Annotated in this window: 21 protein-coding genes and 1 riboswitch; of the genes, 17 read left to right on the top strand and 4 right to left on the bottom strand. The window is 67.8% G+C overall.

The genetic code is table 11. The features are described from left to right. Positions 1–65: 65 nt before the first annotated feature. Both ABZ293_RS33450 and ABZ293_RS33445 read right to left on the bottom strand, forming a co-directional pair. The gene (locus ABZ293_RS33450) at positions 66–488 is read right to left on the bottom strand and encodes a DUF3040 domain-containing protein (protein WP_354958034.1); all 423 of its coding nucleotides are present in this window, start codon (positions 486–488) and stop codon (positions 66–68) included. Positions 489–610: 122 nt separating this feature from the next. Beyond that, complete coding sequence (locus ABZ293_RS33445) at positions 611–1,051, bottom strand: SAV_6107 family HEPN domain-containing protein (protein WP_355187261.1); 441 nt, start codon at positions 1,049–1,051, stop codon at positions 611–613. Between the two features lie 171 nt (positions 1,052–1,222). On the opposite strand from ABZ293_RS33445, the gene ABZ293_RS33440 reads away from it, so the two are divergent. From ABZ293_RS33440 to ABZ293_RS33420, 5 genes are all read left to right on the top strand, one after another. Beyond that, complete coding sequence (locus tag ABZ293_RS33440) at positions 1,223–1,840, top strand: N-acetyltransferase (RefSeq protein ID WP_354958036.1); 618 nt, start codon at positions 1,223–1,225, stop codon at positions 1,838–1,840. Next, positions 1,837–3,405, top strand: coding sequence for an NAD(P)/FAD-dependent oxidoreductase (locus ABZ293_RS33435; RefSeq protein ID WP_355187259.1), 1,569 nt, complete (start codon positions 1,837–1,839; stop codon positions 3,403–3,405). Before ABZ293_RS33440 ends, ABZ293_RS33435 begins: the two co-directional genes overlap by 4 nt. Then, positions 3,402–4,400 (top strand): carotenoid biosynthesis protein, encoded by a 999-nt coding sequence (locus tag ABZ293_RS33430; protein ID WP_355187257.1) that lies wholly within the window; start codon positions 3,402–3,404, stop codon positions 4,398–4,400. Before ABZ293_RS33435 ends, ABZ293_RS33430 begins: the two co-directional genes overlap by 4 nt. A 171-nt stretch (positions 4,401–4,571) precedes the next feature. Beyond that, a complete protein-coding gene (locus tag ABZ293_RS33425) occupies positions 4,572–5,237 on the top strand; it encodes a DUF3153 domain-containing protein (RefSeq protein WP_355187270.1) in 666 nt (221 codons plus the stop codon). A gap of 360 nt (positions 5,238–5,597) precedes the next feature. Further along, the gene (locus tag ABZ293_RS33420) at positions 5,598–6,764 is read left to right on the top strand and encodes a glycosyltransferase (protein WP_355187255.1); all 1,167 of its coding nucleotides are present in this window, start codon (positions 5,598–5,600) and stop codon (positions 6,762–6,764) included. Positions 6,765–6,921: 157 nt separating this feature from the next. Here ABZ293_RS33420 and ABZ293_RS33415 read toward each other — a convergent pair whose 3' ends face one another. Next, positions 6,922–7,635, bottom strand: a complete 714-nt coding sequence (locus tag ABZ293_RS33415) for a hypothetical protein (protein WP_355187253.1) — start codon at positions 7,633–7,635, stop codon at positions 6,922–6,924. Positions 7,636–7,961: 326 nt separating this feature from the next. Beyond that, positions 7,962–8,055, top strand: a riboswitch (SAM riboswitch). A gap of 10 nt (positions 8,056–8,065) precedes the next feature. On the opposite strand from ABZ293_RS33415, the gene ABZ293_RS33410 reads away from it, so the two are divergent. The 10 genes from ABZ293_RS33410 (at position 8,066) to ABZ293_RS33365 (ending at position 19,357) form a co-directional block, all read left to right on the top strand. After that, positions 8,066–9,082, top strand: coding sequence for an amino acid ABC transporter permease (locus ABZ293_RS33410; RefSeq protein WP_355187251.1), 1,017 nt, complete (start codon positions 8,066–8,068; stop codon positions 9,080–9,082). After that, complete coding sequence (locus ABZ293_RS33405) at positions 9,079–9,879, top strand: amino acid ABC transporter ATP-binding protein (RefSeq protein ID WP_355187249.1); 801 nt, start codon at positions 9,079–9,081, stop codon at positions 9,877–9,879. Before ABZ293_RS33410 ends, ABZ293_RS33405 begins: the two co-directional genes overlap by 4 nt. A 34-nt stretch (positions 9,880–9,913) precedes the next feature. After that, positions 9,914–10,873, top strand: a complete 960-nt coding sequence (locus ABZ293_RS33400) for an ABC transporter substrate-binding protein (protein ID WP_355187247.1) — start codon at positions 9,914–9,916, stop codon at positions 10,871–10,873. Between the two features lie 6 nt (positions 10,874–10,879). Continuing rightward, complete coding sequence (locus ABZ293_RS33395) at positions 10,880–12,013, top strand: LLM class flavin-dependent oxidoreductase (protein WP_355187245.1); 1,134 nt, start codon at positions 10,880–10,882, stop codon at positions 12,011–12,013. After that, positions 12,010–13,629 (top strand): ABC transporter substrate-binding protein, encoded by a 1,620-nt coding sequence (locus ABZ293_RS33390; RefSeq protein ID WP_355187243.1) that lies wholly within the window; start codon positions 12,010–12,012, stop codon positions 13,627–13,629. The genes ABZ293_RS33395 and ABZ293_RS33390 overlap by 4 nt, the downstream gene beginning before the upstream one ends. A gap of 2 nt (positions 13,630–13,631) precedes the next feature. Then, positions 13,632–14,636, top strand: a complete 1,005-nt coding sequence (locus tag ABZ293_RS33385) for an ABC transporter permease (RefSeq protein ID WP_355187241.1) — start codon at positions 13,632–13,634, stop codon at positions 14,634–14,636. Between the two features lie 113 nt (positions 14,637–14,749). Then, positions 14,750–15,622 (top strand): ABC transporter permease, encoded by an 873-nt coding sequence (locus ABZ293_RS33380; protein WP_355187239.1) that lies wholly within the window; start codon positions 14,750–14,752, stop codon positions 15,620–15,622. Next, entirely contained in the window at positions 15,619–17,295 is a 1,677-nt protein-coding gene (locus tag ABZ293_RS33375; RefSeq protein ID WP_355187237.1) for an ABC transporter ATP-binding protein, read from the top strand. Before ABZ293_RS33380 ends, ABZ293_RS33375 begins: the two co-directional genes overlap by 4 nt. A gap of 107 nt (positions 17,296–17,402) precedes the next feature. Then, positions 17,403–18,209, top strand: coding sequence for a DUF1684 domain-containing protein (locus tag ABZ293_RS33370; RefSeq protein WP_355187235.1), 807 nt, complete (start codon positions 17,403–17,405; stop codon positions 18,207–18,209). Next, positions 18,206–19,357, top strand: coding sequence for an LLM class flavin-dependent oxidoreductase (locus tag ABZ293_RS33365; RefSeq protein ID WP_355187233.1), 1,152 nt, complete (start codon positions 18,206–18,208; stop codon positions 19,355–19,357). The genes ABZ293_RS33370 and ABZ293_RS33365 overlap by 4 nt, the downstream gene beginning before the upstream one ends. A gap of 92 nt (positions 19,358–19,449) precedes the next feature. Here the strand turns inward: ABZ293_RS33365 and ABZ293_RS33360 are convergent, their stop codons facing one another. Beyond that, entirely contained in the window at positions 19,450–20,493 is a 1,044-nt protein-coding gene (locus ABZ293_RS33360; protein ID WP_355187231.1) for a methylenetetrahydrofolate reductase, read from the bottom strand. Between the two features lie 238 nt (positions 20,494–20,731). Between ABZ293_RS33360 and ABZ293_RS33355 the strand changes: the two genes are divergently transcribed. After that, on the top strand, positions 20,732–21,814 hold the full coding sequence (locus ABZ293_RS33355; protein WP_355187268.1) for a polyprenyl synthetase family protein: 1,083 nt from the start codon (positions 20,732–20,734) through the stop codon (positions 21,812–21,814). Positions 21,815–21,837: 23 nt separating this feature from the next. Continuing rightward, a complete protein-coding gene (crtI, locus tag ABZ293_RS33350) occupies positions 21,838–23,421 on the top strand; it encodes a phytoene desaturase family protein (RefSeq protein ID WP_355187229.1) in 1,584 nt (527 codons plus the stop codon). Positions 23,422–23,434: the final 13 nt, after the last annotated feature.

The following is a 23,434-nucleotide window of genomic DNA, read 5'->3' as shown; positions in this document are numbered from 1 at the left end:
TGAACTCCTACCCACCTATTAGGTGCGACGGCGCATTCGATATGCAGATGTCGGCTACGAGCGCGCTACTCCTGGTCGAAGCGGCGCCGGAACCGATCCTCCATGCGTTCGGAGAAACCACCGGACTTGCGCTGTCGCCCACGTCCGCTCGATCCGCCGCTCGCGCCACCGGATTGGGCATTGCCCGACCGGTCGCCCTTGGCGATGCCCTTGGAGCTGCCGAGCAGCAACAGCACGCCTGCGGCGAACATCACGATGAATCCGATCAGGCTGATGATCGGAAAGTCGCCGAGCTTCACCGGAGCGGCGATCCCAGCGACCAGTAGAAACAGACCAAGGACGAACAGGGCCGCGGCCTGGAGTCTGCGGCGACTCGAGGTCGAGCGAAGGCGTCCGCCGCGGACGGACGACGCGAACTTCGGATCCTCAGCATAGAGCGCGCTCTCGATCTGTTCGAGCATGCGCTGCTCGTGCTCGGAGAGTGGCACGGTACCTCCCCCGGCACTAGGACGTGGCTGTCGCCTCCGGGTAGGCGACAGATAGCCAAGGTCGGCTATCTGCCACCAATGATACGAGTTCGATCAGTGCCGTACCACCTACTCGCCGATAACTAAGCGGTCATACCGCCCGACCACCCCGGCGCGGGGCGCAAACGAGCACCGGCATTCAGCAGATCTTCGACGTCGTGCAGGAATGCGCCCACCCGCGAATAGAACTCGTCGGCCTGCTGATCATCGATGTTGCGATCCAACCCCGCCTCCAGCGCCGCCCTGATCTCCGAATGGGCACTGAAGTAGTCGGCCCACATGACGAATTCGGGCGCGGCGCGCTGCAGCAGTACCCACGCATTGCGCGAACGCGCCCGGGGCGCGCCGTCCGCCCCGGTATACGCCAGCACCGCACCGGCACCGCGCAACGCGGCGAGATACGCGGTCCGGAAACGTTCGCGCGGGTCGCGCTCCCCCGCCGCCTGCATCAGCAAGCCATCCGCCCGCTGCAGCAGCTTGCCCGCCTTGCCGGGTTGCCCCGGGTGTTCGATCCGACCAGACATCAGCCGTCCCTCCGAGTTCGTTCAGAGTCGTTCAGCGCCGCCCACCTGGCCTATCCTGTGCGCGAGCGCCGAGTTCCCAGCACCGCGCGGATCGAACAGGTATTCGAACGTTTGAATTGAGATTGAATATAGGGACACCCACCGACAACTTTCCGCGGACCGACGAGAGCCATGACCGCCGTCAAGCCCAAACACACCCCCGCCAACGCACCCGTCGTCATCGATCTCCCGATCACGGCGCTACGCTCCCGGCTGCACGATGCGCTGGCGGTGTACGTCGCGGCGATGGAATATCCGCACGGCACCGAACACCATCGGGCGCCGATGTGGACCGAGCACACCACCCGGCCCGGCTGGCAGGCCGTTGCCGCCGTCATCCCCGATGATTCCGGGCAGATCGACCTGCGGACCGCGCCGATCGTGGCCATCGCCTACGGCTATCGCGGCGCCGCCCACCAGTGGTGGCATCAGCAGGTGCACAGCGGGATGCGCCGCTCGGGCTGGCCGGAACACTCTGCGCGCGAACTGCTTTCGGACTATTTCGAACTGACCGAGCTACACGTGCACCCCTCGGCGCAGGGCCGGGGCATCGGCGGTGCGCTGCTGACGCGGCTGCTTGCGAATCGCACCGAGAGCGCGGTGCTGCTGTCCACACCGGAGGTGGAGCGCGAGGCCAATCGCGCCTGGCGGCTGTATCGGCGACTCGGATTCACCGATGTGATCCGGAATTTCGTCTTCGCGGGGGATACCAGGCCGTTCGCAATTCTCGGGCGGCGGCTGCCCCTGTGACGGTCGTGGTCGTCGGCTCGGGCCACAACGCACTCGTCGCCGCGTGCTATCTGGCGCGCGCCGGTGAGCGTGTGACGGTACTCGAACGCGACGAGGTGCTCGGCGGCGCGGTGTCGACGGTCGAACGATTTCCCGGCCATCTGGTCGATCGCGGCTCGTCGGCGCACATCATGGTGCGCCATACCGGGATCATCGAGGAATTGCAGCTATCGCGCTTCGGGCTGCGCTATATCGACTGTGATCCTTGGGGTTTCACGCCCGCGGGACCGGATGGCGGCGCGCCGATCGTATTCCATCGTGATCTCGACCGCACCTGCGCGGGAATCGCGGAGGTCTGCGGTGCGCGGGATGCGGCGGCGTATCGGCGCTTCGTGGAGATCTGGGGACCGCGCTCGGCGCGGGTGATGCGTGCATTCGGCGGCACGCCGACGCCGGGCAGGCTGCTGCGCTCGTTCTGGGGGCTCGACGCGCGCGACGGCGGGAGCGCGCTGTCACGGGAGTTCCTGCAGACCGGGGATGCACTGCTGGATGCGTATTTCGACGACGAGCGGCTCAAGGCGTCGCTGGCCTGGTTCGGGGCGCAGTCCGGGCCGCCGATGTCGGAACCGGGAACCGCGCCGATGGTCGGATTTGCCGCGCTGATGCATACGCTGCCGCCGGGCCGGGCCGTCGGCGGAAGTGGGGCGCTGACAGCGGCATTGGTCGCGCGGTTGCGTGCCGACGGCGGTGTCGTATCGACGGGCGATGCGGTCACGGCCCTGCGCCAGGTCGGTACGGGGTGGCAGGTTTCGACCGCCTCGGGCCGAAATCTGGACGCGGACACCGTGATCGCGGGCGCGCACGTGCTGACCACACTGGATCTGCTGCGGGACGGCGGATTCGACGGTGCGGTGCTCGATGACTGGCAGCGGCGGATCCGGGTCGGTCCCGGCATCGGTATGGTGGTGCGGCTCGCGACCAGCGCGCTGCCGCGCTATCCCGGAAGTTCGACTGCCGAATCCGCCAACGGCCTCCAGTTTCTCGTATCGGATCGGCGGCAGCTGCGCCGGGCGCACGGTGCGGCGTCGGCCGGGGATCTACCGCCGCGCCCGGTGGTACTCGCGATGAGCTTCAGCGCGCTGGACCCCAGCATCGCCCCGGCCGGTGAACATCAGCTCTCGCTCTGGGCGCAGTGGCATCCCTACCAGCTGGCCGACGGGAGCGACTGGGCCGCGCACGCCGCGCCGGAGGCCGATCGGATCATCGCCGAAGTCGATTCCTATGCACCGGGGTTCGCGGCGAGTGTGCTGCAGCGGCATGTGCAGACACCCGTCGATCTGGAGCGCGAGCTGGGGCTGCGCGGCGGGAATGTGATGCATGTGGAGATGTCGCTGGATCAGATGATGCTGTGGCGGCCACTGCCGGAGCTGTCCGGGCAGCGGGTGCCGGGGGCGCCCGGGTTGTATCTGACCGGGGCGTCGACGCATCCGGGTGGTGGGGTGTCCGGAGCGAGTGGGCGCAGTGCGGCGCGGTTGGTGCTGCATGATCGACGCCGCAGCCGGTTTCCCCTGCTGCGCAGGCGATGACCGGGTCCACCGAACCGGAGCCGGTCGAACGCCCCGAGGTGCACGTGCCCGGCCCAGCGAATTCGGAGATCACCCACCAGGTGTCCGGCGCGGATTCTGGTGCGCGCCGCCGCGACGAGAGCCGCCCAAGTGCGCTCCGGATTCCGCGTTTGCGGGCGTCCTCACAATGGACGTCACGATTGCTTGTGCCTGCGGGGTTCGCGGTGCTGCTCGTGCTCGTGCAGATCGGCTATCCGCTGTCCTCGGGCGTCGCTCGCGATCGGGTGACCGTTGTGGTGGTGCTGCTTTCCGCGGGGACGGCATTGGTGCACGCGGCGGCGACGCGCGGGTTTCGGTATGCCGCGGGATTTCTGGTGATCGTCTCCGGGCTCGGGCTGCTTGCCGAGATCATCGGTACCGCAACGGGATTCCCATTCGGTTGTTATGACTACGCCGACGGCAGGTTGGGACCGGCGGTGGCGGGTGTGCCATTGGTGGTCGCGCTGGCCTGGACGGGCGGGCTGTACCCAGTGTGGGTGGTGGCTGGCCTGCTGACAAGGCATACGGTCGGGCGGATTGTGCTGACGGGGGTCGGCGCGGTGGGCTGGGATCTGTTCCTGGACCCGCAGATGGTGGCGGATGGTCAATGGAGTTGGTGCGCCACCGGTCGGGGTCTGCCCGGACTCGATGAAATTCCGTATACGAACTATCTGGGTTGGTTCGCGGTGGCGCTGGTGATGGCAGGGCTACTGACCGCCTTGGACCGCGTGGCGGGGACAGGCACTGTGGGGATGCGAGAGGCCAGCACGGGGCGCAGGTTTCCGATTCCGGCGCAGGCACTGGTGCCGGTCGCGGTATTTCTGTGGACGTGGCTGGGGTCGACGCTGGCCCATGCGGTGTTCCTCGATCTGCCGTATTCGGCGTGGTACGGGTGTGTCGGGTCGGGAGTGCTCGGTGTACCGCTGCTGGTGCGGTTGATCAGGGCTCGGGGGAATGAAACGGTGCGGACGCGATAGCTCCGAAACTTCGGCCGACGCGTGTTCCGCCCGTCGCGTAGCAATCGGGGTCGACCGCCTGGCACGATGTGAGCCGTGCAGCCGAGTCCTCTCACCGCGATCCCCGATGCCCCGGTTCTACGCTCACCCCGGACCAGGGTGCGGGTAGCGGCGGCAGTACTGCTGGCCGCAATGCTGGTGCCCATGCTCGCGGGCTGCTTGCGGGTCCAGGTTTCGATGGGTGTGTCGTCCAATGACCGGGTCTCCGGCCGGATCGTGGCCGCGGTCGTGCCCGCGGACGCCAATGACAAGGGTCCGCAGCTGAAGGCGCCCGATTCGCTGGCCGCCAAGGTGCGGGTCGAGCCGTACAGCCAGGACGGTTATGTCGGCAGCAAGGTGTTCTTCGAGGATCTGTCCTTCGGCGAGGTCGGCCAGCTCGGCGGACTCTCCGATCAGACCCAGGGCATGTTCAATCTGTCGTTCCAGCGCACCGGCGACCTGGTCAGCCTCAACGGCCGGGTCGACCTGAAAGCCGTTCCGCCGCACGGGTCGGACGTGCAGTTCACGGTGGCCTTCCCGGCCCGCGTCGCCAAAACCAATGGCAACCGCGAGGACGACTCGACCGTCTCTTGGAAGCTCCCGGCCGGCGATGTCTCCACGCTGCGCGCCGAGGTCAGCTACGCCGACCCGAATACCCGCTCCTTCGCGGGCTGGGCCGGAATCGTCGGCGGCATCACCCTTGCCGTCGCCGCCATCATCGCCGCCATCGCCTACATGGACCGGAACCCCGCACCCCCCGGCGCCCCCGAATTCAACTTCTCCTTGAGCAGTCTCCGGCGTTCGCTCGTACGCCGCTGACATTCCTCACCCCGCACCCAGTTGTTTCGATACCGAACGCCAACGCCCGGTCGATGCTGAGCGCCACGGCGGCACGATTGTGACGACAATCAAGACGTCGCAGTCGGCGGCAGCGATCTCGGCACGAACGGGCATTGCGATGCCATCAACGCGCAGTGAAACGCAACGCACGACCGAGCATCCCGCCCATGGCATACCCCATGCCGAACACCGCGACGGCACAACCGTGACCAGGACACTCGAGGCGAGAATCATGACGCCGCCGGACGCGTGGATCGCGTCGACACGAAACGCGAGTACGTGGCGCGCGCCTGATCGGCCCGACGACGGCGTCATTCGACGCACCTTGGCGGCAAGGCCATGACGGCAGCGAAGGCGCTGAAGGAGGGCTTGGCGATCGCGACGCCGTATGGTGCGGCAATCGCGCTGATCGGTTGTGGGATTGCGTTGTTCAATCGGGCGACGGTGCGCAGGCTGCCGGTGGCGCCGACGGCGGTTCTCGAACCCGTGACGATCTGTATTCCGGCGCGCGATGAGGCGCGGCGGCTGCCCGAGCTGATCGATGATCTGCGGGGCCAGGTGGGGGTGCCGCGGCTGCGGGTGTTGATCCTCGATGACGCGTCCAGTGATGGGACCGAAGCGGCCGCGGTGGCGGCGATCGCGGGTGATCCGCGATTCACGGTGATCCGATCCGAGGCCGAACCCGCACCGGGTTGGACCGGGAAGTCCGCGGCCTGTGCTCGGCTGGCCGAGCTGGCGGATGCGGCGGTGCTGATATTCCTCGATGCCGATGTGCGGCTGGCCCCGCGCGCGATCGCCGCGGCAGTCGCCGAACTGCGTCGGAGCCGGGCCGCATTGTTATCGCCGTGGCCGTACCAGGTGGCCGAATCGGTCGCCGAGGCGCTGGTTCAGCCACTGCTGTGCTGGTCGTGGGCGGCGAGCCTGCCGATCGAGATCGCCGATCGCGGCCGCCGACCATCGACGGTGGTCGCCTGCGGCCAATTCCTCGTCTTCGATGCCACGGCCTATTACGCCGTCGGCGGTCACGCGGCGGTGGCCGCCAGCCCCACCGAGGATCTGGATATCGCTCGCGCCCTGCGCCGTTCCGGTCGCCGCACTGCACTGGTCGCGGCGGGTCGCGCCGCCCGGACCCGAATGTACCGGGACGCAACGGAACTCGAGGCGGGCTACACCCGCTGGCTGTGGTCGGCTTACGGCGGCACGACCGGCGGCGGCGCAGCCGTGGGAGCTATTGCAGCACTGGCCTATTGGGTACCGTCGCTGGCCGCCGTCGCCGGTCACGGCCGGGTGCGCGCCGCCGGTCTCCTCGGCTACAGCGCCGCGGTCACCGGCCGCTTACTCGCCCGCTCACTCGAAAGCGGCCCACTGACCCGCGCCGATATCCTTGCCGCCCTGGCCCACCCGGTCTCCATCGCCGCCTATCTACGCCTGTGGTCCCGCTCGCGCCGCGCTCACCGCGCGAACACATTGACCTGGAAATCCCGCCACCTCGACACCGCCCACTGATCGAGACCAGGCCGAATCCATGGCGGCAATGCCCGACCGACCCGCCACCGGATCTCGAGCAACCCCGGAATCGGGCAGCCGCACGCCCGAAACCAGCTGGCGCTATATCCAGGCCGGCATCCGGCCCGGTCCCCAACTGCGTCGGACGTCGGCGGGCTCAGCGCACCGAGGTGATGCCGACCGTCGGGAGGAAGAAGCAGGGCTTGCCGCCGTTGTCCACGGTGCCGAACACCGCGGCCAGGACGGTGCCGGAACCGGTCTCGACGGGGACGGCGCGGATGCCTCCGGTGGGGAATGTGGCGAAGAAGTTCTGGAAGGCGCGCTCGGCGAGTGGTCGTATATCGGCAGGGATTTCCGCGGGCACCATCGTTCGGACGACGTCGGCGATCGGGCCCATGGCGGTGACGCCGCTGCGGCCATTGGCAAGGTTCAGCCAGGCGACGTTCATGCCGGAGACGTTCGTGCTGTCCGGGGCTACGCCGTAGGGCATGAAGGTGAACAGGGTTTGGCCCGTCTTGACCGCGGACAGGTCCAGTCCCGGAATGGCCACGGTGGTCTTGGGCCACGGCCCGGGTACAGCACCCGCGACGGCGGGGACCAGGCCGAGGGAGTTGCTGCTGGAGCAGAACGCCGCAGCCGCCGGGTACAGGAACGGGTCGATGCCCAACGCGCGCAGCGCCTCGACGGTGGCTTGGTAAGCACCGAACGCATCTCCGGGTGCGGCTTGGACGGACGGCGCGGGCGCCGCTGGGATCGCGGCTCCGGGTATCGGCGCAGGTACCGCGACGGCGAGGCCGGGGGCGGCGAGCGTCAGCGCGGCCGCACCGGTCGCGATGGCGGTAAGCGTGGTCAGACGGCGCAGCAGGGTCACGTGAACCTCCTCATCGTCGGGCACGAACGAGGTCAGAGAGTACTCCAGCAAACCACCGGAACTGCGCTGATTTCGACTGGCAACGCCATCGCGTCGCGCACCGTACCCGACCGTCGCGACGAAACGCCGGGTGCCCCTCTGGGCGAAAATCGCCGGTCGGACCGCACCCGAAGCCTCGCGATCCACCGCACGACCCGGTCGATAATCGCTGTTCACGACCGTTCGGACAAGATCTGCGCTCACACTGATTCGTACCCTTGTGCCGGAGTTCGCCTGCTTCGCATGATGTTTCAGCTAGACCGACCGACCCGTGCTCGGCGTCGGACACACCATCCAGAGCGACCGAGAGACCTGGCTCGTCGACGTCGCAGCAACCCCCCGGTCACCGGGTGCGGGTGCTTCCGCCGGGAACGATGGAGGAACCGAAATCATGAGCGCGTCCGTTGCATCCGATGCCCTATCGGATGTTCCGATTGCCCAGACGCCTGATGCCGTGGCATCGGGTGCACCCGGCACTGCCATAACCATCGCCGACGCACCGCCGATCGCCAGGGCCTGGCATCCGTGGCGCTGGGTGATCAGCGCCATCACGCTGGTACTGCTCGCGCAGTTCATCCATGGACTGGCCACCAATCCGGGCTGGGATTGGTCGACCTTCGCCAAATACTTCACCGCGAAGTCGGTGTTATCGGCGCTGAAGGTCACCTTGGAGCTGACCCTGTGGGGTACGGCACTCGGATTCCTGATCGGCACCGCACTGGCAATCGCCCGGTTGTCGAATAATCCGGTGCTGCGGGTGATCTCGTGGGTCTATATCTGGGCGTTCCGCTCGATTCCGTTGATCGTGCAGCTGCTGTTCTGGTTCAACATCGCCTACCTCTACAACACGCTTTCGCTCGGCATCCCGTTCGGCCCCGGATTCCTCACCTTCGAGGTGAACGGGGTGATCAGCGGGTTCACCGCGGCGGTCATCGGCCTCGCGTTGCATCAGGCCGCATATTCGGCCGAGATCATCCGGGCCGGATTCATCTCGGTCGATCCCGGACAGTTGGAGGCCGCCGCGGCACTCGGGATTCCGCGGCTGCGACAGTTCCGCACCGTCGTCGTCCCGCAGGCGATGCGCTCGATCCTGCCGAATGCGACCAATGAGGTGATCAGCCTGTTCAAGGGCACCTCGATCGTTTCGGTAATGGCGATCGCGGAACTCTTCTACCAGGTCCAGGTCATCTACGGACGCAACGGCCGGGTGGTGCCGCTGCTCATGGTCGCGACGGTCTGGTACATCGTGCTGACCACGATTCTCTCGGTGGCGCAGTACTACATCGAGCGGCACTATGCCAAGGGCGCGCACCGGACACCGCCACCGACGCCGATCCAGCAGGTGTGGCACAAGCTGCGCGAAATCGCCGAAAGCGGTTCCGCCGCACCGCGCGGAGCCACCCGATGAGCGCACCGGTCATCGCAGCGATCGACACCGTCGACAAAGCCCCCGCCGTCGCGGTTCGCGGCGTGCGAAAGTCCTACGGCACCACCGAAGTACTGCGCGGTATCGACCTGACGGTGCGGGCGGGTGAGGTGGTCACCGTGATCGGCCCGTCCGGCTCCGGCAAGTCGACACTGCTGCGGGTGATCAACCACCTGGAGTCCCTGGACGCGGGCACCGTGCACATCGACGGCGAGCTGATCGGATATCGGCTGCGCCGCAATAGGTTGCATGCGCTATCGGATCGCGAGGTGCGCAAGCAGCGCTCGCATATCGGCTTCGTCTTCCAGCAGTTCAATCTCTTCCCGCACCTGACGGTGCTCGACAATGTCACGCTCGCACCGATTTCCGCGCAGGGTCGCCCGCGCAAGGAGATCGAGCGCGAGGCCGAGGAACTGCTGGACCGGGTCGGCATCGGCGAACTGGCCGACGCCTATCCGCGGCGGCTGTCCGGCGGACAGCAGCAGCGGGTGGCCATTGCCAGGGCGTTGGCACTGCGACCGCCGGTGATCCTGTTCGACGAACCGACCTCGGCACTGGATCCGGAACTCGTCGGCGAAGTTCTCGACGTGATCCGCGATCTCGCCGACGGTGGCACCGCGCTGGTGATCGTCACCCACGAAATCGGTTTCGCCCGTGAGGTGGCCGACACCGTCGTCTTTCTCGACGGCGGCGTGATCGTCGAACAGGGCCCGCCCGCTGCCGTACTCGACAACCCCCGGCACCCGCGCACCCGCGCATTTCTATCCCGAGTCCGCTGAGCGCGGTGCGCGCTCCCCGATGAACAGGTATTCAATGAAGCTCACCGCTCTGGTCGGCCTGGCCGCCACGGTCGCGTTGCTGGCCACCGGCTGCGGCACCGACCCCGATGCGGAAAACTCCGCGCAGCCCGCCGGTTCCATCACCTTCGACCTGTCCCCCGGCCAGTCCGGCCGGATCCACGCGCCCAAGGTCGATGCCATCGCCGCCGAACTGCCGCAGGCCATTCGCGACCGCGGCACGCTGGTGGTCACCGGATCGGGCGGCGCGGCGCCACCGCTGCGGTTCTACGCCACCGACGATAAGACAATTGTCGGGTCCGAGGTCGATTTCGCCTCCCTCATCGCCGACATCCTAGGACTGAAACTCGTTGCGCAGGTGGCCGATTGGTCGCAGAACTTCGTGCGGGTCGACTCCGGCGAGGCGGATGTGTTCATCTCCAACGTCACCGTGACCGAGGAGCGTAAGGAGAAATACGACTTCGCCACCTATCGCAATGACACTGTCGCACTGGAGATTCCCAAGCAGAGCACACTCGACTACCAGGATCGTAAGAGCCTGGCGGGTAAGCGGATCGGCGTCGGCAGCGGCACCAATCAGGAACAGCTGCTGGTGAAGTGGAACGAGCAGAACATCGCCGAGGGTCTGCCCGCGATCGATATCGCCTACTTCCAGCAGGTCACCGACTACTACCTGGCGCTGGCCTCGCAGCGCCTGGACGGCTACATCGGGCCCGATCCGTCCGCGATCTACCACAGCACCACCGCGAATCAGACCAAGATCGTCGCGACCTTCTCCGGCGCCGGTGAGACGCTGCAGGGCGAGATCGGTGTGCTCACCAAGAAGGACAACGGTCTGATCGGCCCCATCAACAAGGCCATCAACAACGCCATCCAGACCGGCACCTACCAGCAGGTCATCGACCGGTGGGGGCTGAAGACCGAAACCGTGCCGAGCTCGCGGATCAACCCGCCCGGCCTACCGAAGAAGTCGTGATCCCGCATGAAATTCCTGCTGTTCACCCTCGTCACCCGAGTACCCGACCCGAGCACCGGACGACTGCCGGAGACCAGGGCACGACTCACCAATGTCATCGAGCAGGCTCGTCTCGCCGAGGAACTCGGCTACGACGGGTTCGCCGTCGGTGAGCGGCACGAGGATCCGTTCCTTTCGGCCGCGCCGCCGGTGATCCTGTCCCACATTGCCGCGGTCACCTCCCGGATCAGCCTGTTCACCGCGGTCACCACGCTGAGTCTGCTGGATCCGGTGCGCGCGTTCGAGGACTACTCGACTCTGGACAACCTCTCCGGCGGTCGCCTCGAACTGATCATCGGCAAGGGCAATGGCGCGGCGCAGGCAAAGCTGTACCACGTCACCACCGAGGACCAGTGGGATCGCAATCGCGAAGGCTACGAACTGTTTCGGGCGCTATGGGACAGCGACAGCGTGACCTGGTCGGGTCGGTTCCGTCCGGACCTGGTCGAGGCCAAGGCCCTGCCGCGGCCGTGGCAGCCGCGCATCCGGATCTGGCACGGCAGTGCGACCAGTCGCGATTCGGTGGAACTCGCGGCGCGCCATGGTGATCCACTGTTCTCGGCCAATGTCACCAATCCGATCGAGCCGTATGCCGAACTGGTGCGCCACTATCGGGAGCGCTGGGAGCACTACGGGCACGATCCGGCCGACGCCCTGGTCGGCGCGGGTACCGCCGGATTCCACGTGGCACGCACGTCGCAGCAGGCCCTCGACGGATACCGCCCTATCTTCGAGGCACGACTGGCGCTGGCGCGCAAGCTCGGCCTGCCGATCGTCTTCGAGACCCTCGACGATTTCGTCGCGCGCAGTTCGGCATTGGTCGGCAGTCCGGAGCAGGTGATCGACAAGGTGGGCCGCCAGCACGAGGCCTTCGGGCACGAGGTGATCCATCTGTCCGCCGAACGCGACGGCCGCACCGAGGCCGAACATCGCGACAGCCTCGAACTCTTCCAGGCCGAGGTGGCGCCCGAACTGCGCCGCCGCATTCCGAGTAGGCCGCTGGCCAGCAACGGCGGTGGTGCCGGGCGTCCCAGCACCGAATACGACATCGATTCCCGCGGCGAACTCGTCCGCACCGAAGCATCGGGAGTACCACAGTGATCCGTCCCCGCCATCGCATCGCGGCCGTGGCCGCCGCCGTCACCGCGGCCGCGAGTCTGGCCGCCTGCGGCAGCGATTCGGCCTCGGGCGGCGCCGACGCGGGACCGCCGAAGCCGGGCGGGACCTTGCGTTACGGCCTCTCTCAGGCCCCGACCTGCTCGGATCCGGCGCAGGCCGGCACCAACCAGACGCTGTATGTGACCCGTCAGATCGTCGATTCGCTGACCGATCAGGATCCCAAGACCGGTGAGATCAAGCCCTGGCTGGCCAAGAGCTGGGAGATCTCACCCGACGCCAAGGTATTCACCTTCCACCTGGCCGATGGCGTCACCTTCAGCGATGGCACACCACTCACCGCGGATTCGGTGCGGAACACCTTCGATTCGGTGATCAAACTGGGCGCGGTCAAAACCCCGCTCGGCTCCAGCTATCTCACCAACTATGTCGCAACGACCGCGGTCGACAAGCTGACCGCACGGGTCGAATTCAGCAAGCCCAATGCCCAGTTCCTGCAGGCATCCTCGACAGCTCAACTCGGCATTCAAGGCGATGCCACCACGGCCGAACCCGCCGATCAGCGCTGCCTGGGCGACAATGTCGGCAGCGGCCCGTTCACCTATGCGTCCTGGCGGCAGGACGCCTCGGCGACCCTGGCCAAACGCGCCGGGTACAACTGGGGGTCGGCGGTCTTCGCCCATCAGGGCGAGGCCTACCTCGACAAGATCGAATTCACGGTCGTGCCCGAATCCGGTGTGCGCACCGGCAGTCTCATCTCCGGCCAGCTCGACGCGGTCAGCGACGCGCTGCCGCAGGACGCGCCGCAGATCGAGGCGGCGAGCGGTCGGGTGCTGAGCACCGCGAATCCCGGTGTGCCATTCGGCTTCCAGACCAATGTGACCCGCGGCCCGCTGCGCGATGCCGCGGTGCGCCAGGCGCTGCTGCCAGCGATCGACCGGAAACAACTGGTGGACACCGTACTCGGTCCGCAGTTCAAACCCGCCACCAGCACACTGGCCAGCAGCACGCCCGGCTACCAGGATCTTTCGACGCGGCTGGCCTACGACCCGGCCAAGGCGCGCGGCATCCTCGACCAGGCCGGCTGGACGCCCGGCGGTGACGGCATTCGCGCGAAGAATGGTGAGCGTCTGTCCTTCTCGGTGCTCTTCAGTCAGGCGTTCGCGGGCAACCAGGCAATTCTGGAGCTGGTACAGCAGCAGCTGCGCCAGATCGGTGTCGAGCTGAAGCTGGATCTGGTGTCGGGCCCGGAGAGCACGGCCCGACAGAACGTCAAGGATTTCGACACCACCTACTACAACACCACCCGCGCCGACGGTGACATCCTGCGCACCTCCTTCAGCATCGACGGTCGCAATCTCAATGCCCGCGAACGCATTCCGGCGCTGGATGACGTGCTCGACGGTCAGCTCAGCGCTTCCGATGCCGCAGCACGCACCGCGCTGATCCGCACCGCCCAACAGGCGGTACTCGATGCGGGGCTGTGGATTCCGACGGTCGAACTGTCCCAGGCCATCGGCGCGGCGCAGAGCGTGCGGGATCTGAAGTTCGAGGCCTCGGCCCGGCTGCAGTTCTTCGATGCCTGGTTGAGCGGGCGGTAGTCATGGCTCGGTATGTCGTTGTCCGGGTACTGCAGGCGGTATGGGTGCTGTGGGCGGCCTTCACCATCTCGTTCGTGGTGCTGTACCTGCTGCCCGCCGATCCGGTCTCCATCGCGGCCGACGGTGCGGGTGCTGGCACCCCGATCGATAAGGCCGCGATCGCCGAACTGCAGGCGCGCTATGGACTGGATCGTCCCCTGTGGGAGCAGTATTGGACCGCGCTGACGAACGCGGCGACCGGCGACCTCGGGCACTCCATCAGCACCGGCCAGCCGGTCACCCGCGCGCTCGGTGACGCGGTGCCCAACACCCTCGGATTGGCCGGGCTCGCCCTGCTCTTCGCCGTGATCGGCGGGGTCGGCCTGGCGTTCGCGGCCACCTACACCCGTCGTCCGTGGTTGCGCAACGCGCTGAGCTCGGTCCCCTCGCTCGGCGTTTCGGTGCCGACCTTCTGGACGGGACTGCTACTGCTGCAGCTGTTCTCGTTCCGCTGGCACCTGGCCCCGGCATTCGGCGGTCACGGTGCCAAGGGCACGGTGCTGCCCGCGCTGACCCTCGCGATCCCGATCGGCGCGGTCATCGCGCAGGTGCTGACGGCCGGACTCGAATCGACCTGGCGGCAGCCCTTCGTCGATGTGGCGCTGGCCAAGGGCGGTTCGCGCTCCTGGGTGCTGCGCAAACACGTGCTGCGGCCCGCCAGCGTGCCCACCTTCACCATCGCCGGAGTGCTGGTCGGCAATATGCTCGCCGGTTCGGTAGTGGTCGAGACCGTCTTCGCCCGCCAGGGTGTCGGGCGGCTCACCCAGACCTCCGTACTCGCCCAGGACATTCCGGTCGTACAGGGCATCGTGCTGCTGACCTCGACCGTATTCGTCACCGTGAATCTGGCGGTGGACCTGCTGTATCCGCTGCTCGATCCGCGCATAGCCGGACGCTCCCGCAGTAGGACAACCGATTCCGAGACCGCCGATACCGATACCGCACAGGAGGTGGTCGTGCATGCCTGAGGCATTCGTTCGCCATGTGCCACGCGACCGAACCACCGCAACGCGCGACAGCGCCGGCCTCCTCGCGCTCGGCTCGTGGCTGCCCGCCGACCTTCGACCGCAGGTGGCCGATCATGGTTGACGTCATCGATGAGCCGAAGCGTGTCGCGCTACCCCGGCTACGGCGGCCTTTGCTGCGGTGGAAGTCGCTGCGTGGCAATGCCATAGTCGTGCTGTCGAGTGCCGTGGCCGCGCTGGCACTCGGCTGGGCGCTGTTCCCTTCGGTATTCGCCAGTGGTGACCCGCTGACCGGCGTACCCGCACAGAAGTTCCAGGGGCCGAGCGCCGAGCACTGGTTCGGCACCGACAATCTCGGGCGCGATCTGTACACCCGGACGGTGCACGGCGCGGGGCTCTCGCTCACCGCCACCCTCTCGGCGGTCGCCATCGCACTGGTCGCCGGTTCGATTCTCGGGCTGTTGTCCGGGTCGATCGGCGGCATCGTCGACACCGTCATCATGCGATTCGTCGATGTGCTGCTATCGATTCCGTCGCTGTTGCTATCACTGGCCCTGGTCACCGCGCTCGGCTTCGGCACCCGGAATGTGGCCGTCGCGGTGGGTGTTTCGCTCATCGCCAACTTCGCCAGGGTAATGCGCTCGGAGGTGCTGCGCGTGCGCCAGGCGCCCTATGTGGAGGCCGCACACGCGTCCGGCGTTCGCTGGTACACGGTGCTCGCCCGCCACGTCCTGCCGAACTCCTATCAGCCCGTTCTCGCCCTCGCCGCGGTCGAATTCGGCATGGCGGTGCTGGCCGTCTCCGCACTGAGCTTCCTCGGCTACGGCGCGAAACCGCCGACACCCGAATGGGGTTCGCTGATCTCCGAGGGCCGCAACTACCTCGCCACCGCCTGGTGGCTGACCACCCTGCCCGGCCTGGTCATCATTGCCGTCGTTCTCTCGGCCCAACGCCTCGGCCGGGCCGCCGGAAGGAGTCACCGCGCATGAGTGAGCGCAGCACAGCCGCCGAGGTCGCGGACCGCGCCGATACCACCGCGGACTCACGGTCGGATTTGCTCGGCATCGAGGGCCTATACGTTCGCTATCGCTCCGACAGCGGCACCGTCACCGCCCTGGCAGACGTTTCCCTCACCGTCGCCCGCGGCGAAGTCGTTGCACTTGTCGGCGAATCCGGTTCCGGCAAGTCGACGCTCGCGCAATCGGTGATCGGCCTGCTCGGACCGAATGCCGAGATCACCGGCGGGACCATCACTTTCGACGGAGAAAAGGTGGACACCGCATCCGAGCGTGCGCTGCGGCGCATTCGCGGTGCGCGCATCGGATTCGTGCCCCAGGATCCCGGGTTGTCACTCAATCCGGTGCGCCGCGTCGGTGCTCAGGTCGCCGAAGCGCTGCTGGTCCACGGGCTGGCCGATCGGCGCGACGCGGCCGCGCGGGCAGTCGAACTGCTCGCCGAGGCCGGACTGGACCGACCGGAATTGCGGGCCGCACAGTATCCGCACGAATTATCCGGTGGCCAGCGGCAACGGGTATTGATCGCGGCAGCGCTGATCGCCGGACCGGAGTTGGTCATCGCCGATGAGCCGACCAGCGCGCTCGACGCCACGGTGGCACGGCGGGTGCTGGACAAACTCGCCGCCCAGACCGCGGCAAGGGGCACAGCAGTGCTGCTGATCACCCACGATCTCGCGATCGCCGCCGAACGAGCCGATCGCCTCGTGGTGCTCAGCGGCGGGGAGATCGTCGAAACCGGTCCGACGGCCACGGTGCTCGCCGAGCCCCGGCATCCGTATACGAAGCGACTGCTCGCGGCCTCGCCCAGCCTGGCCCCATTCGACGGCTTCCGTGCACCGCGCGTCAGCGCCGGGCCACCGCTGCTGACGGTTCGCGATGTGCACAAGCGCTTTCGCGCACAGGCCGGTGATGCGGTGACCGCGGTCGCGGGCGTCGGATTCGAACTCGGGCGTGGCGAAACCCTCTCGCTGGTCGGCGAATCCGGCTCCGGCAAGTCGACCACCGCGCGAATCGCCCTGCGGCTCACCGAACCCGACAGCGGTGTGGTCACCTTCGACGGACACGATCTGACCACGGTGCAGGGCGGACGGCTGCGCGCGCTGCGCCAACGCTTCCAGGTGGTCTACCAGAATCCCTACGGCTCACTGGATCCGCGTTGGCGGATCGGCTCGATCATCGAGGAACCACTGCGGGCCTATGCAGTCGGTGACCGCAAGGCCAGGCAGGCACGGGTCCGCGAACTGCTCGGCCAGGTCGCGCTGCCGGAGCACTTCGCGCAGCGCCGCCCCGCGGAATTATCCGGCGGACAACGCCAACGCGTCGCCATCGCCCGCGCCCTCGCCCTGCACCCGGACCTGCTGGTGCTCGACGAACCGGTCTCCGCGCTCGACGCCTCGGTGCAGGCCCAGATCCTGGAACTGCTGGACCGTCTGCAAACCGAACTCGGACTGAGCTACCTGTTCATCTCCCACGACCTCGCCGTGGTGCGCCGCATCAGCGACCGCGTCGCGGTGATGCGCCACGGCCGCATCGTCGAATCCGGTTCCACCGCCGACATTTTCGACAACCCGCAGCACGAGTACACCCGCGAATTGCTGTCGGCCATTCCCACACCGCACGCCACCGCATCGGGGGCGGCCCGATGAAGTGCGCGCGGCAGTTTCCGGACCGAATACACCGGCACCACCCTGCGCGACCACCTCGGCCTACGCCACCCCCATCGCAATTGCATACTCGAAGGAGCCAGCGCATCATGACGACCAGCATCACCAGTCTTTTCGAAACCGAGTGGGCGCATTGGCACACCGCCAGGGAGGATCAGCTGCGCGATCCGCACGGCTTCCTGAGCCTGACCGGATTGCATTGGCTCACCGACCAACCCGAGCACCTTCCGGACGTACCCGGCACCTGGTGGGTCACCGATGACAAGGTGTTCATCACCGCCCAACCCGCCGACCGGCTGGAGTTCGATGGCAGCGGTATCGCGGGCGTGCAGATCGTCGCACCGACCGAGGGCGCGCCGGGACTCAGTGTGCTGCACGAGAATCGGGTACTCGAGGTGATCCGCCGCACCGGCCGGCACGCCGTGCGCGTGCACGATCCGGCCGCGCCGACGCTGCTGAGCTTCGAGGGAATTCCCGCGTACGCCCCCGATCCGCGCTGGGTGGTCGACGGGCGCTTCGAACCGTTCGACGAGTCGCGCACGATCACCACCGCCGCCGTCGTCGACGGTCTCGAACATCACCACACCGCCTCGGGCACCATCGAATTCACCATCGGCGAGGCCACCGAGCGCGTCATCGCCTTCGGCGAGCCGACCGGCCTGCGGGTGCTGTTCACCGACGCCACCAGCGGCGTCACCACCTATCCGGCGGCCCGCTCGCTCGCCGTACCGGCCCCCGATGCGGACGGCACCGTGCGCCTCGACTTCAACCGAGCGGCCAATCTGCCGTGCGCCTTCACCGATTTCGCCACCTGCCCGCTGGCACCCGCCGAGAACCGGCTGCGGGTCGCCATCGAAGCGGGAGAACAGCATCCGCGTCCAGGACGGTCCGCATGACGATCCCCCTTTCCATCCTCGACCTCGCCCCGATCAGCGCCGGATCGACCGCACAGCAGGCGCTGCGCAACACCATCGATCTGGCCCAGCACGCCGAACAGTGGGGCTACCACCGCTATTGGCTGGCCGAACATCATTTCGTCTCGGTGGCGAGTTCGTCCTCGATTACGCTGATCGGTCTGGTCGCCGCGGCCACCACGCGCATTCGGGTCGGCTCGGCGGCGGTCCAGGTCGGCCATCACACCTCGGCATCGATCGTGGAGGCGTTCGGCACCATCGATGCCATCTATCCGGGCCGACTCGACCTCGGCCTCGGCCGATCCGGACATCGCCGCACCCAATTCGGCGCACAGCCCGCCCAGCAGAAGGACGGTCACCCGGTCGTCGATGCCGTGACCGGCCGCACCGAGGTCCGGGACGGCGTGGTGGTTCCGCCGCCATTCGATCCGGGACGGATCACCGATAAGTCGAGGTTCATCGCCGCGCTCGGCGCACTGCAACAGCAGAGCGCACAGGCGCTGGACTTCCCGGACCAGGTCGATGAGGTGCGGGCGCTACTCAACGGCACCTACCGGAGCACCGAAGGCATTGCGCTGCATGCGGTTCCGGGTGAGGGCGCACAGGTCGAGCTGTGGCTGTTCGGCAGTTCGGCCAGCGAAAGCGCCGAACTGGCGGGCAAACTCGGCCTCCCGTTCGCCGCGGCCTACCACGTCTCCCCCGGCACCGCCCTGGACGCGGTGGCTGCCTACCGAGCGGCCTTCCGGCCCTCGGTCGATCTCGCCGAGCCCTATGTGGTGATCTCCGCGGATGTGGTCGTCGCCCCCGATGACGCCCGCGCCCAGCATCTGGCCGCCACCTACGGCCATTGGGTGCACAGCATCCGCAGCGGCACCGGCGCGACCGACTTCCTCGACCCGGACACCGCCACCCCGCTGACCCCGCAACAGCGCCGTCTGGTCGACGACCGCATCGCCACCCAGTTCGTCGGCAGCCCGCGCACCGTCGTGGAACGCCTGCAGGCCCTGCAACGAGTCACCGGCGCCAACGAACTCCTCGTCACCAGCGTCACCCACCGCCATGAGGACCGTCTCGAATCCCATCGGCTCCTCGCCGACGCCTGGGGTCTACGGTCGGCGCGGGCCGCCTGACCTCATGCCGCAGCCCCGGTCCTCGAGCAGTACCGGGGCTGCGGGATGGGTAAAACCAACTCGTCGGGCGCGCCCAGCACCCGACTATCTACCTAGCTGTCGGTCCGCGACGCCACAGGTGCGGCGCCAACGACCGGCAAAAGCCCCGGGGCGGCGGTTACGCCATAGCCGAGGTTCGTGAGGACCTCACCGGTGGCCTTGGCGAAGTTCAGTGTGATGAAGTGCAGGCACGGCGCACCCTCATCGATGAGCCGCTGGCCCATCTCCGTGGCGATTTCGATGCCGACCGCACGGACCGCGGCCGCGTTCTCCTCCGGGCCATTGCCCGCGGCCTTGCGCAAACGCTCCACGACCGCGGCGGGAAGCGGACGGCCGCACAGCTCCTCGGCGCGCGCGACGGTGCGCAGGGACGTGATGGGCATCAGCTCCGGGATGATCGGCTTCGCGCCCTCGACCGCATCGAAGGCCGCGAGGCGATCGCGCAGGCGCAGGTAGTGTTCGACGTCGAAGAACATCTGGGTGATCGAATACTCTGCGCCCGCACGCAGTTTCGCGGCCAGATACGCGGTGTCGTGCTCCAGATCCGGCGAGCGGTGGTGCCCCTGCGGGAACGAGGCGACGCCGACATGGAAGTCGCCGAGATCACGGACGATGCGGACCAGTTCCTCGGCATAGGCGACACCCTCGGGATGTTTGCGCCATTCGCCGAGCGGATCGCCGGGCGGGTCGCCGCGCAGCACCAGGATATTGCGGATACCCGAATCGGCATACGCGCCGACCAGCGAGCGCAGTTCGGCGACGCTGTGCTCGACCGCGGTCAGATGCGCCACCGGCAGCAGGGTGGTCTCCTGGGCCAGTGCGCCGGTGATCCGCACGGTGCGGTCGCGGGTGCTGCCGCCCGCACCGTAGGTCATCGAGACGAAGGCCGGATGCATGCGCTCGAAGGTGCGCGCGGCCCGCCACAGCCGCGCCTCGCCCGCGGCGTCACGCGGCGGATTGAACTCCACCGAGAAGGGCACGGAACCCCCCGAATGGGTCCGCAGACTCTGTACGACCGAGGGTGTTCCCGAGACGATCGGTGGCGTCGGCGACGGTCGGCCAGGGGTCGAACGTCCCCGCACGTTATCGAAAGTCACCGGTCCAGTGTAGTGGTGGCCGGTCACGGCCCTTTCGGGTCGTCGCGACCGAACGCGTATTCTGCGACCAGGCGACACGTTCGCCATCGCCGGGGGACACGCGCGACCGTCCGCGCCCGGCACCGAAGCACCTATAGCGCCATGATCCACCGCGCCCCACACCCGCACGACCTTGGAGGCTCCCCTGTCCGCCGGAACCGGTATCCAGACGCCTCGGAGCACCCCGCCCGCGAACCCACTGCCGACGCCGGGCACCCCCGGATTCGTCGCGGCGGTCGAGGACGCCCTCAAAGCCTTCTTCCTGACCCGGCGGCCCGCGGTCGAACCGCTCGGTCCGGTCTTCGTCCAGGCCGCCGACGCGCTGGAGCAATTCGTACTGCGCGGCGGCAAACGGACCAGACCGGCCTTCGCGTGGACCGGCTGGCTCGGCGCGGGCGGCGACCCCACCGGCCCGGCCGCCACCGCGGTCCTGAACGCCTGTGCCGCACTCGAATTGGTACAGGCCTGCGCGCTGATCCACGACGACATCATCGACTCATCGCGGACCCGCCGCCGCTTCCCCACCGTGCACGTCGACTTCGAACAGCGCCATCGCGACCGCGGCTGGGCCGGTGATTCCGAACACTTCGGCACCAGCGTCGCCATCCTGATCGGCGATCTGGCGCTGGCCTGGGCCGATGACCTGGTGCACGCCGCCGGACTCGACGCCGCAGCCATCGCCCGGTTCGCACCGGTCTGGGCGCTGATGCGCACCGAGGTGTTGGGCGGGCAACTGCTCGATATCCACGGCGAATCGGCGGGCGACGAATCGGTCACGGCAGCACTGCGCATCAACCGGTACAAGACGGCCGCCTACACCGTGGAACGCCCCCTGCACTTGGGTGCCGCACTCGCGGACGCCGATCCGCGGCTGATCGAGGCCTACCGCACCTTCGGCACCGATATCGGCATCGCCTTCCAGTTGCGCGACGATCTGCTCGGCGTCTTCGGCGATCCCGCGGTCACCGGCAAACCGTCCGGCGATGACCTGCGCGAGGGCAAGCGCACCGTGCTGGTCGCCGAGGCGCTACAGCGGGCGGACGTCACCGACCCGGCCGCCGCCGCCCTGCTGCGCACCAGCATCGGTACCGATCTGACCGCGGACCAGGTCGAACACCTACGCAGGGTGATCACCGACCTCGGCGCGGTCGATGAGGTGGAGCGCCGCATCACCGAACTCACCGAACAGGGTCTGGCCGCACTGGCATCCAGTACCGCGACGCCTGCCGCCAAGGAGCGGTTGCGCGCCATGGCCCTGGCCGCGACGAGTCGCACGCACTAGCGACGAATCGCGAGGAGTTCTTCATGAAAACCGTTGTGGGACCGACCGATCGCGTCGTGGTGGTGGGCGCCGGCCTCTCCGGGCTCGCCGCGGCGCTGTATCTGACCGGCGCGGGGCGCACCGTCACCCTGCTCGAGCGCGCCGACCATCCCGGCGGCCGAGTCGGGCTGTATCGCGGCCCCGACTACGAAATCGACTCCGGCGCAACGGTACTCACCTTGCCGGAGCTGATCGACGACGCACTCGCGGCCGTCGGCAAGACCCGCGAAACCTGCACCCCGCCGCTGCGCATCCACCAACTCGCTCCGAGCTATCACGCCCGCTTCGCCGACGACTCCACGCTGCGGGTCTTCGCCGATCCCGAGGCGATGGCCATCGAGGTGGCCCGCGGGTGCGGCGATGCCGAGGCGCTGCGCTACCGACGGCTGCGGGCCTGGCTGGCGCGGATCTACGAGGCCGAATTCGGCGAGTTCATGGATACGAACTTCGATTCGCCGGTCGATATGGTCCGCTACCCGGCCAAACGCCGAGCACTCGCGGCACTCGTTCGCCTGGGCGGATTCGGCAGACTCGGCCCGCGCGTCGGCCGGTTCCTGCACGATCCACGGCTGGCCCGGCTGTTCACCTTCCAGGCCCTGTACGCGGGCATGGCCCCCGCGAAGGCGCTCGCCGTCTACGGCGCGATCCCGCATATGGACACCTCGCTCGGCGTCTACTTCCCCGAAGGCGGTATGCGCGCCGTCACCGCCGCGCTCGCCGACGCCTTTACCGCGGCAGGCGGCACATTGGAGCTGAATACCGAGGTCACCGGTATCGAGTATGTGAACCACCGGGCCAGCAAGGTCCATACCGCCGACGGCCGCGGTTTCGACAGCGACGCCGTGGTTCTCACCGCCGACCTCGGCTCATTCGAACAATTCGGCGTGCGCCGTCGCCGCCGACTGCGCGCCGCCCCGTCGGCCGTCGTCGCACACGGCACCATCCCGGTGGCAATCGCGCAGACCTGGCCGATCCAGGCCCACCACACCATCGATTTCGGCGACGCCTGGGCTCGCACCTTCGACGAGATTGCCGCGCGGCCGGGTCGGGGCCGTCTGATGAGCGACCCATCGCTGCTGCTCACCCGGCCCGCACTCACCGATCCGACCCTCTACATCGACCGCGCGGACGGCAGATACGAACCGTTCTCCCTGCTCGCCCCCTGCCCGAACCTCGATGCCGCACCGCTGGACTGGAACCGGCTCGGCCCCTCCTACCTGCGCGAACTCCTCGACGTCCTGGAAGCGCGTGGCTATCACGGCATCGCCGAACATTTCACCGTCGACCACCTCGACACACCCGGCACCTGGCGCGACCAAGGCATGCTGGCGGGCACACCCTTCTCCGCCGCACATCTGTTCCGGCAGACCGGACCGTTTCGGCCGCGCAATTTCTCCGGCGGCAGCGACAATGTGGTTATCGCTGGTTGTGGCACCACTCCGGGTGTCGGCGTGCCGACCACGCTGCTGTCCGGAAAACTGGCGGCAAACCGGATCACCGGTGCCGCGCGGCCCGCTCGGGATGAATCCCCGAGCACCAGCGGGATAGTGTTCCCGGCAAGCCGATAAACTAACGGCCGAC

The organism is Nocardia sp. NPDC005998, from assembly GCF_040614395.1.
In the GTDB taxonomy this organism is placed as follows: Bacteria; Actinomycetota; Actinomycetes; order Mycobacteriales; family Mycobacteriaceae; genus Nocardia.
Note: the sequence above shows the minus strand (reverse complement) of the source record. Positions and strands in the feature narration are given on the sequence as shown.

What these genes read in the sequence shown, in the direction of transcription:
- ABZ293_RS33445 (WP_355187261.1), bottom strand. Translation starts at nt 1,051, where the DNA reads ATGTCTGGTCGGATCGAACACCCGGGGCAACCCGGCAAGGCGGGCAAG.
- ABZ293_RS33440 (WP_354958036.1), top strand. Translation starts at nt 1,223, where the DNA reads ATGACCGCCGTCAAGCCCAAACACACCCCCGCCAACGCACCCGTCGTC.
- ABZ293_RS33430 (WP_355187257.1), top strand. Translation starts at nt 3,402, where the DNA reads ATGACCGGGTCCACCGAACCGGAGCCGGTCGAACGCCCCGAGGTGCAC.
- ABZ293_RS33425 (WP_355187270.1), top strand. Translation starts at nt 4,572, where the DNA reads ATGCTGGTGCCCATGCTCGCGGGCTGCTTGCGGGTCCAGGTTTCGATG.
- ABZ293_RS33420 (WP_355187255.1), top strand. Translation starts at nt 5,598, where the DNA reads ATGACGGCAGCGAAGGCGCTGAAGGAGGGCTTGGCGATCGCGACGCCG.
- ABZ293_RS33410 (WP_355187251.1), top strand. Translation starts at nt 8,066, where the DNA reads ATGAGCGCGTCCGTTGCATCCGATGCCCTATCGGATGTTCCGATTGCC.
- ABZ293_RS33405 (WP_355187249.1), top strand. Translation starts at nt 9,079, where the DNA reads ATGAGCGCACCGGTCATCGCAGCGATCGACACCGTCGACAAAGCCCCC.
- ABZ293_RS33400 (WP_355187247.1), top strand. Translation starts at nt 9,914, where the DNA reads ATGAAGCTCACCGCTCTGGTCGGCCTGGCCGCCACGGTCGCGTTGCTG.
- ABZ293_RS33395 (WP_355187245.1), top strand. Translation starts at nt 10,880, where the DNA reads ATGAAATTCCTGCTGTTCACCCTCGTCACCCGAGTACCCGACCCGAGC.
- ABZ293_RS33385 (WP_355187241.1), top strand. Translation starts at nt 13,632, where the DNA reads ATGGCTCGGTATGTCGTTGTCCGGGTACTGCAGGCGGTATGGGTGCTG.
- ABZ293_RS33380 (WP_355187239.1), top strand. Translation starts at nt 14,750, where the DNA reads ATGGTTGACGTCATCGATGAGCCGAAGCGTGTCGCGCTACCCCGGCTA.
- ABZ293_RS33375 (WP_355187237.1), top strand. Translation starts at nt 15,619, where the DNA reads ATGAGTGAGCGCAGCACAGCCGCCGAGGTCGCGGACCGCGCCGATACC.
- ABZ293_RS33370 (WP_355187235.1), top strand. Translation starts at nt 17,403, where the DNA reads ATGACGACCAGCATCACCAGTCTTTTCGAAACCGAGTGGGCGCATTGG.
- ABZ293_RS33365 (WP_355187233.1), top strand. Translation starts at nt 18,206, where the DNA reads ATGACGATCCCCCTTTCCATCCTCGACCTCGCCCCGATCAGCGCCGGA.
- crtI (WP_355187229.1), top strand. Translation starts at nt 21,838, where the DNA reads ATGAAAACCGTTGTGGGACCGACCGATCGCGTCGTGGTGGTGGGCGCC.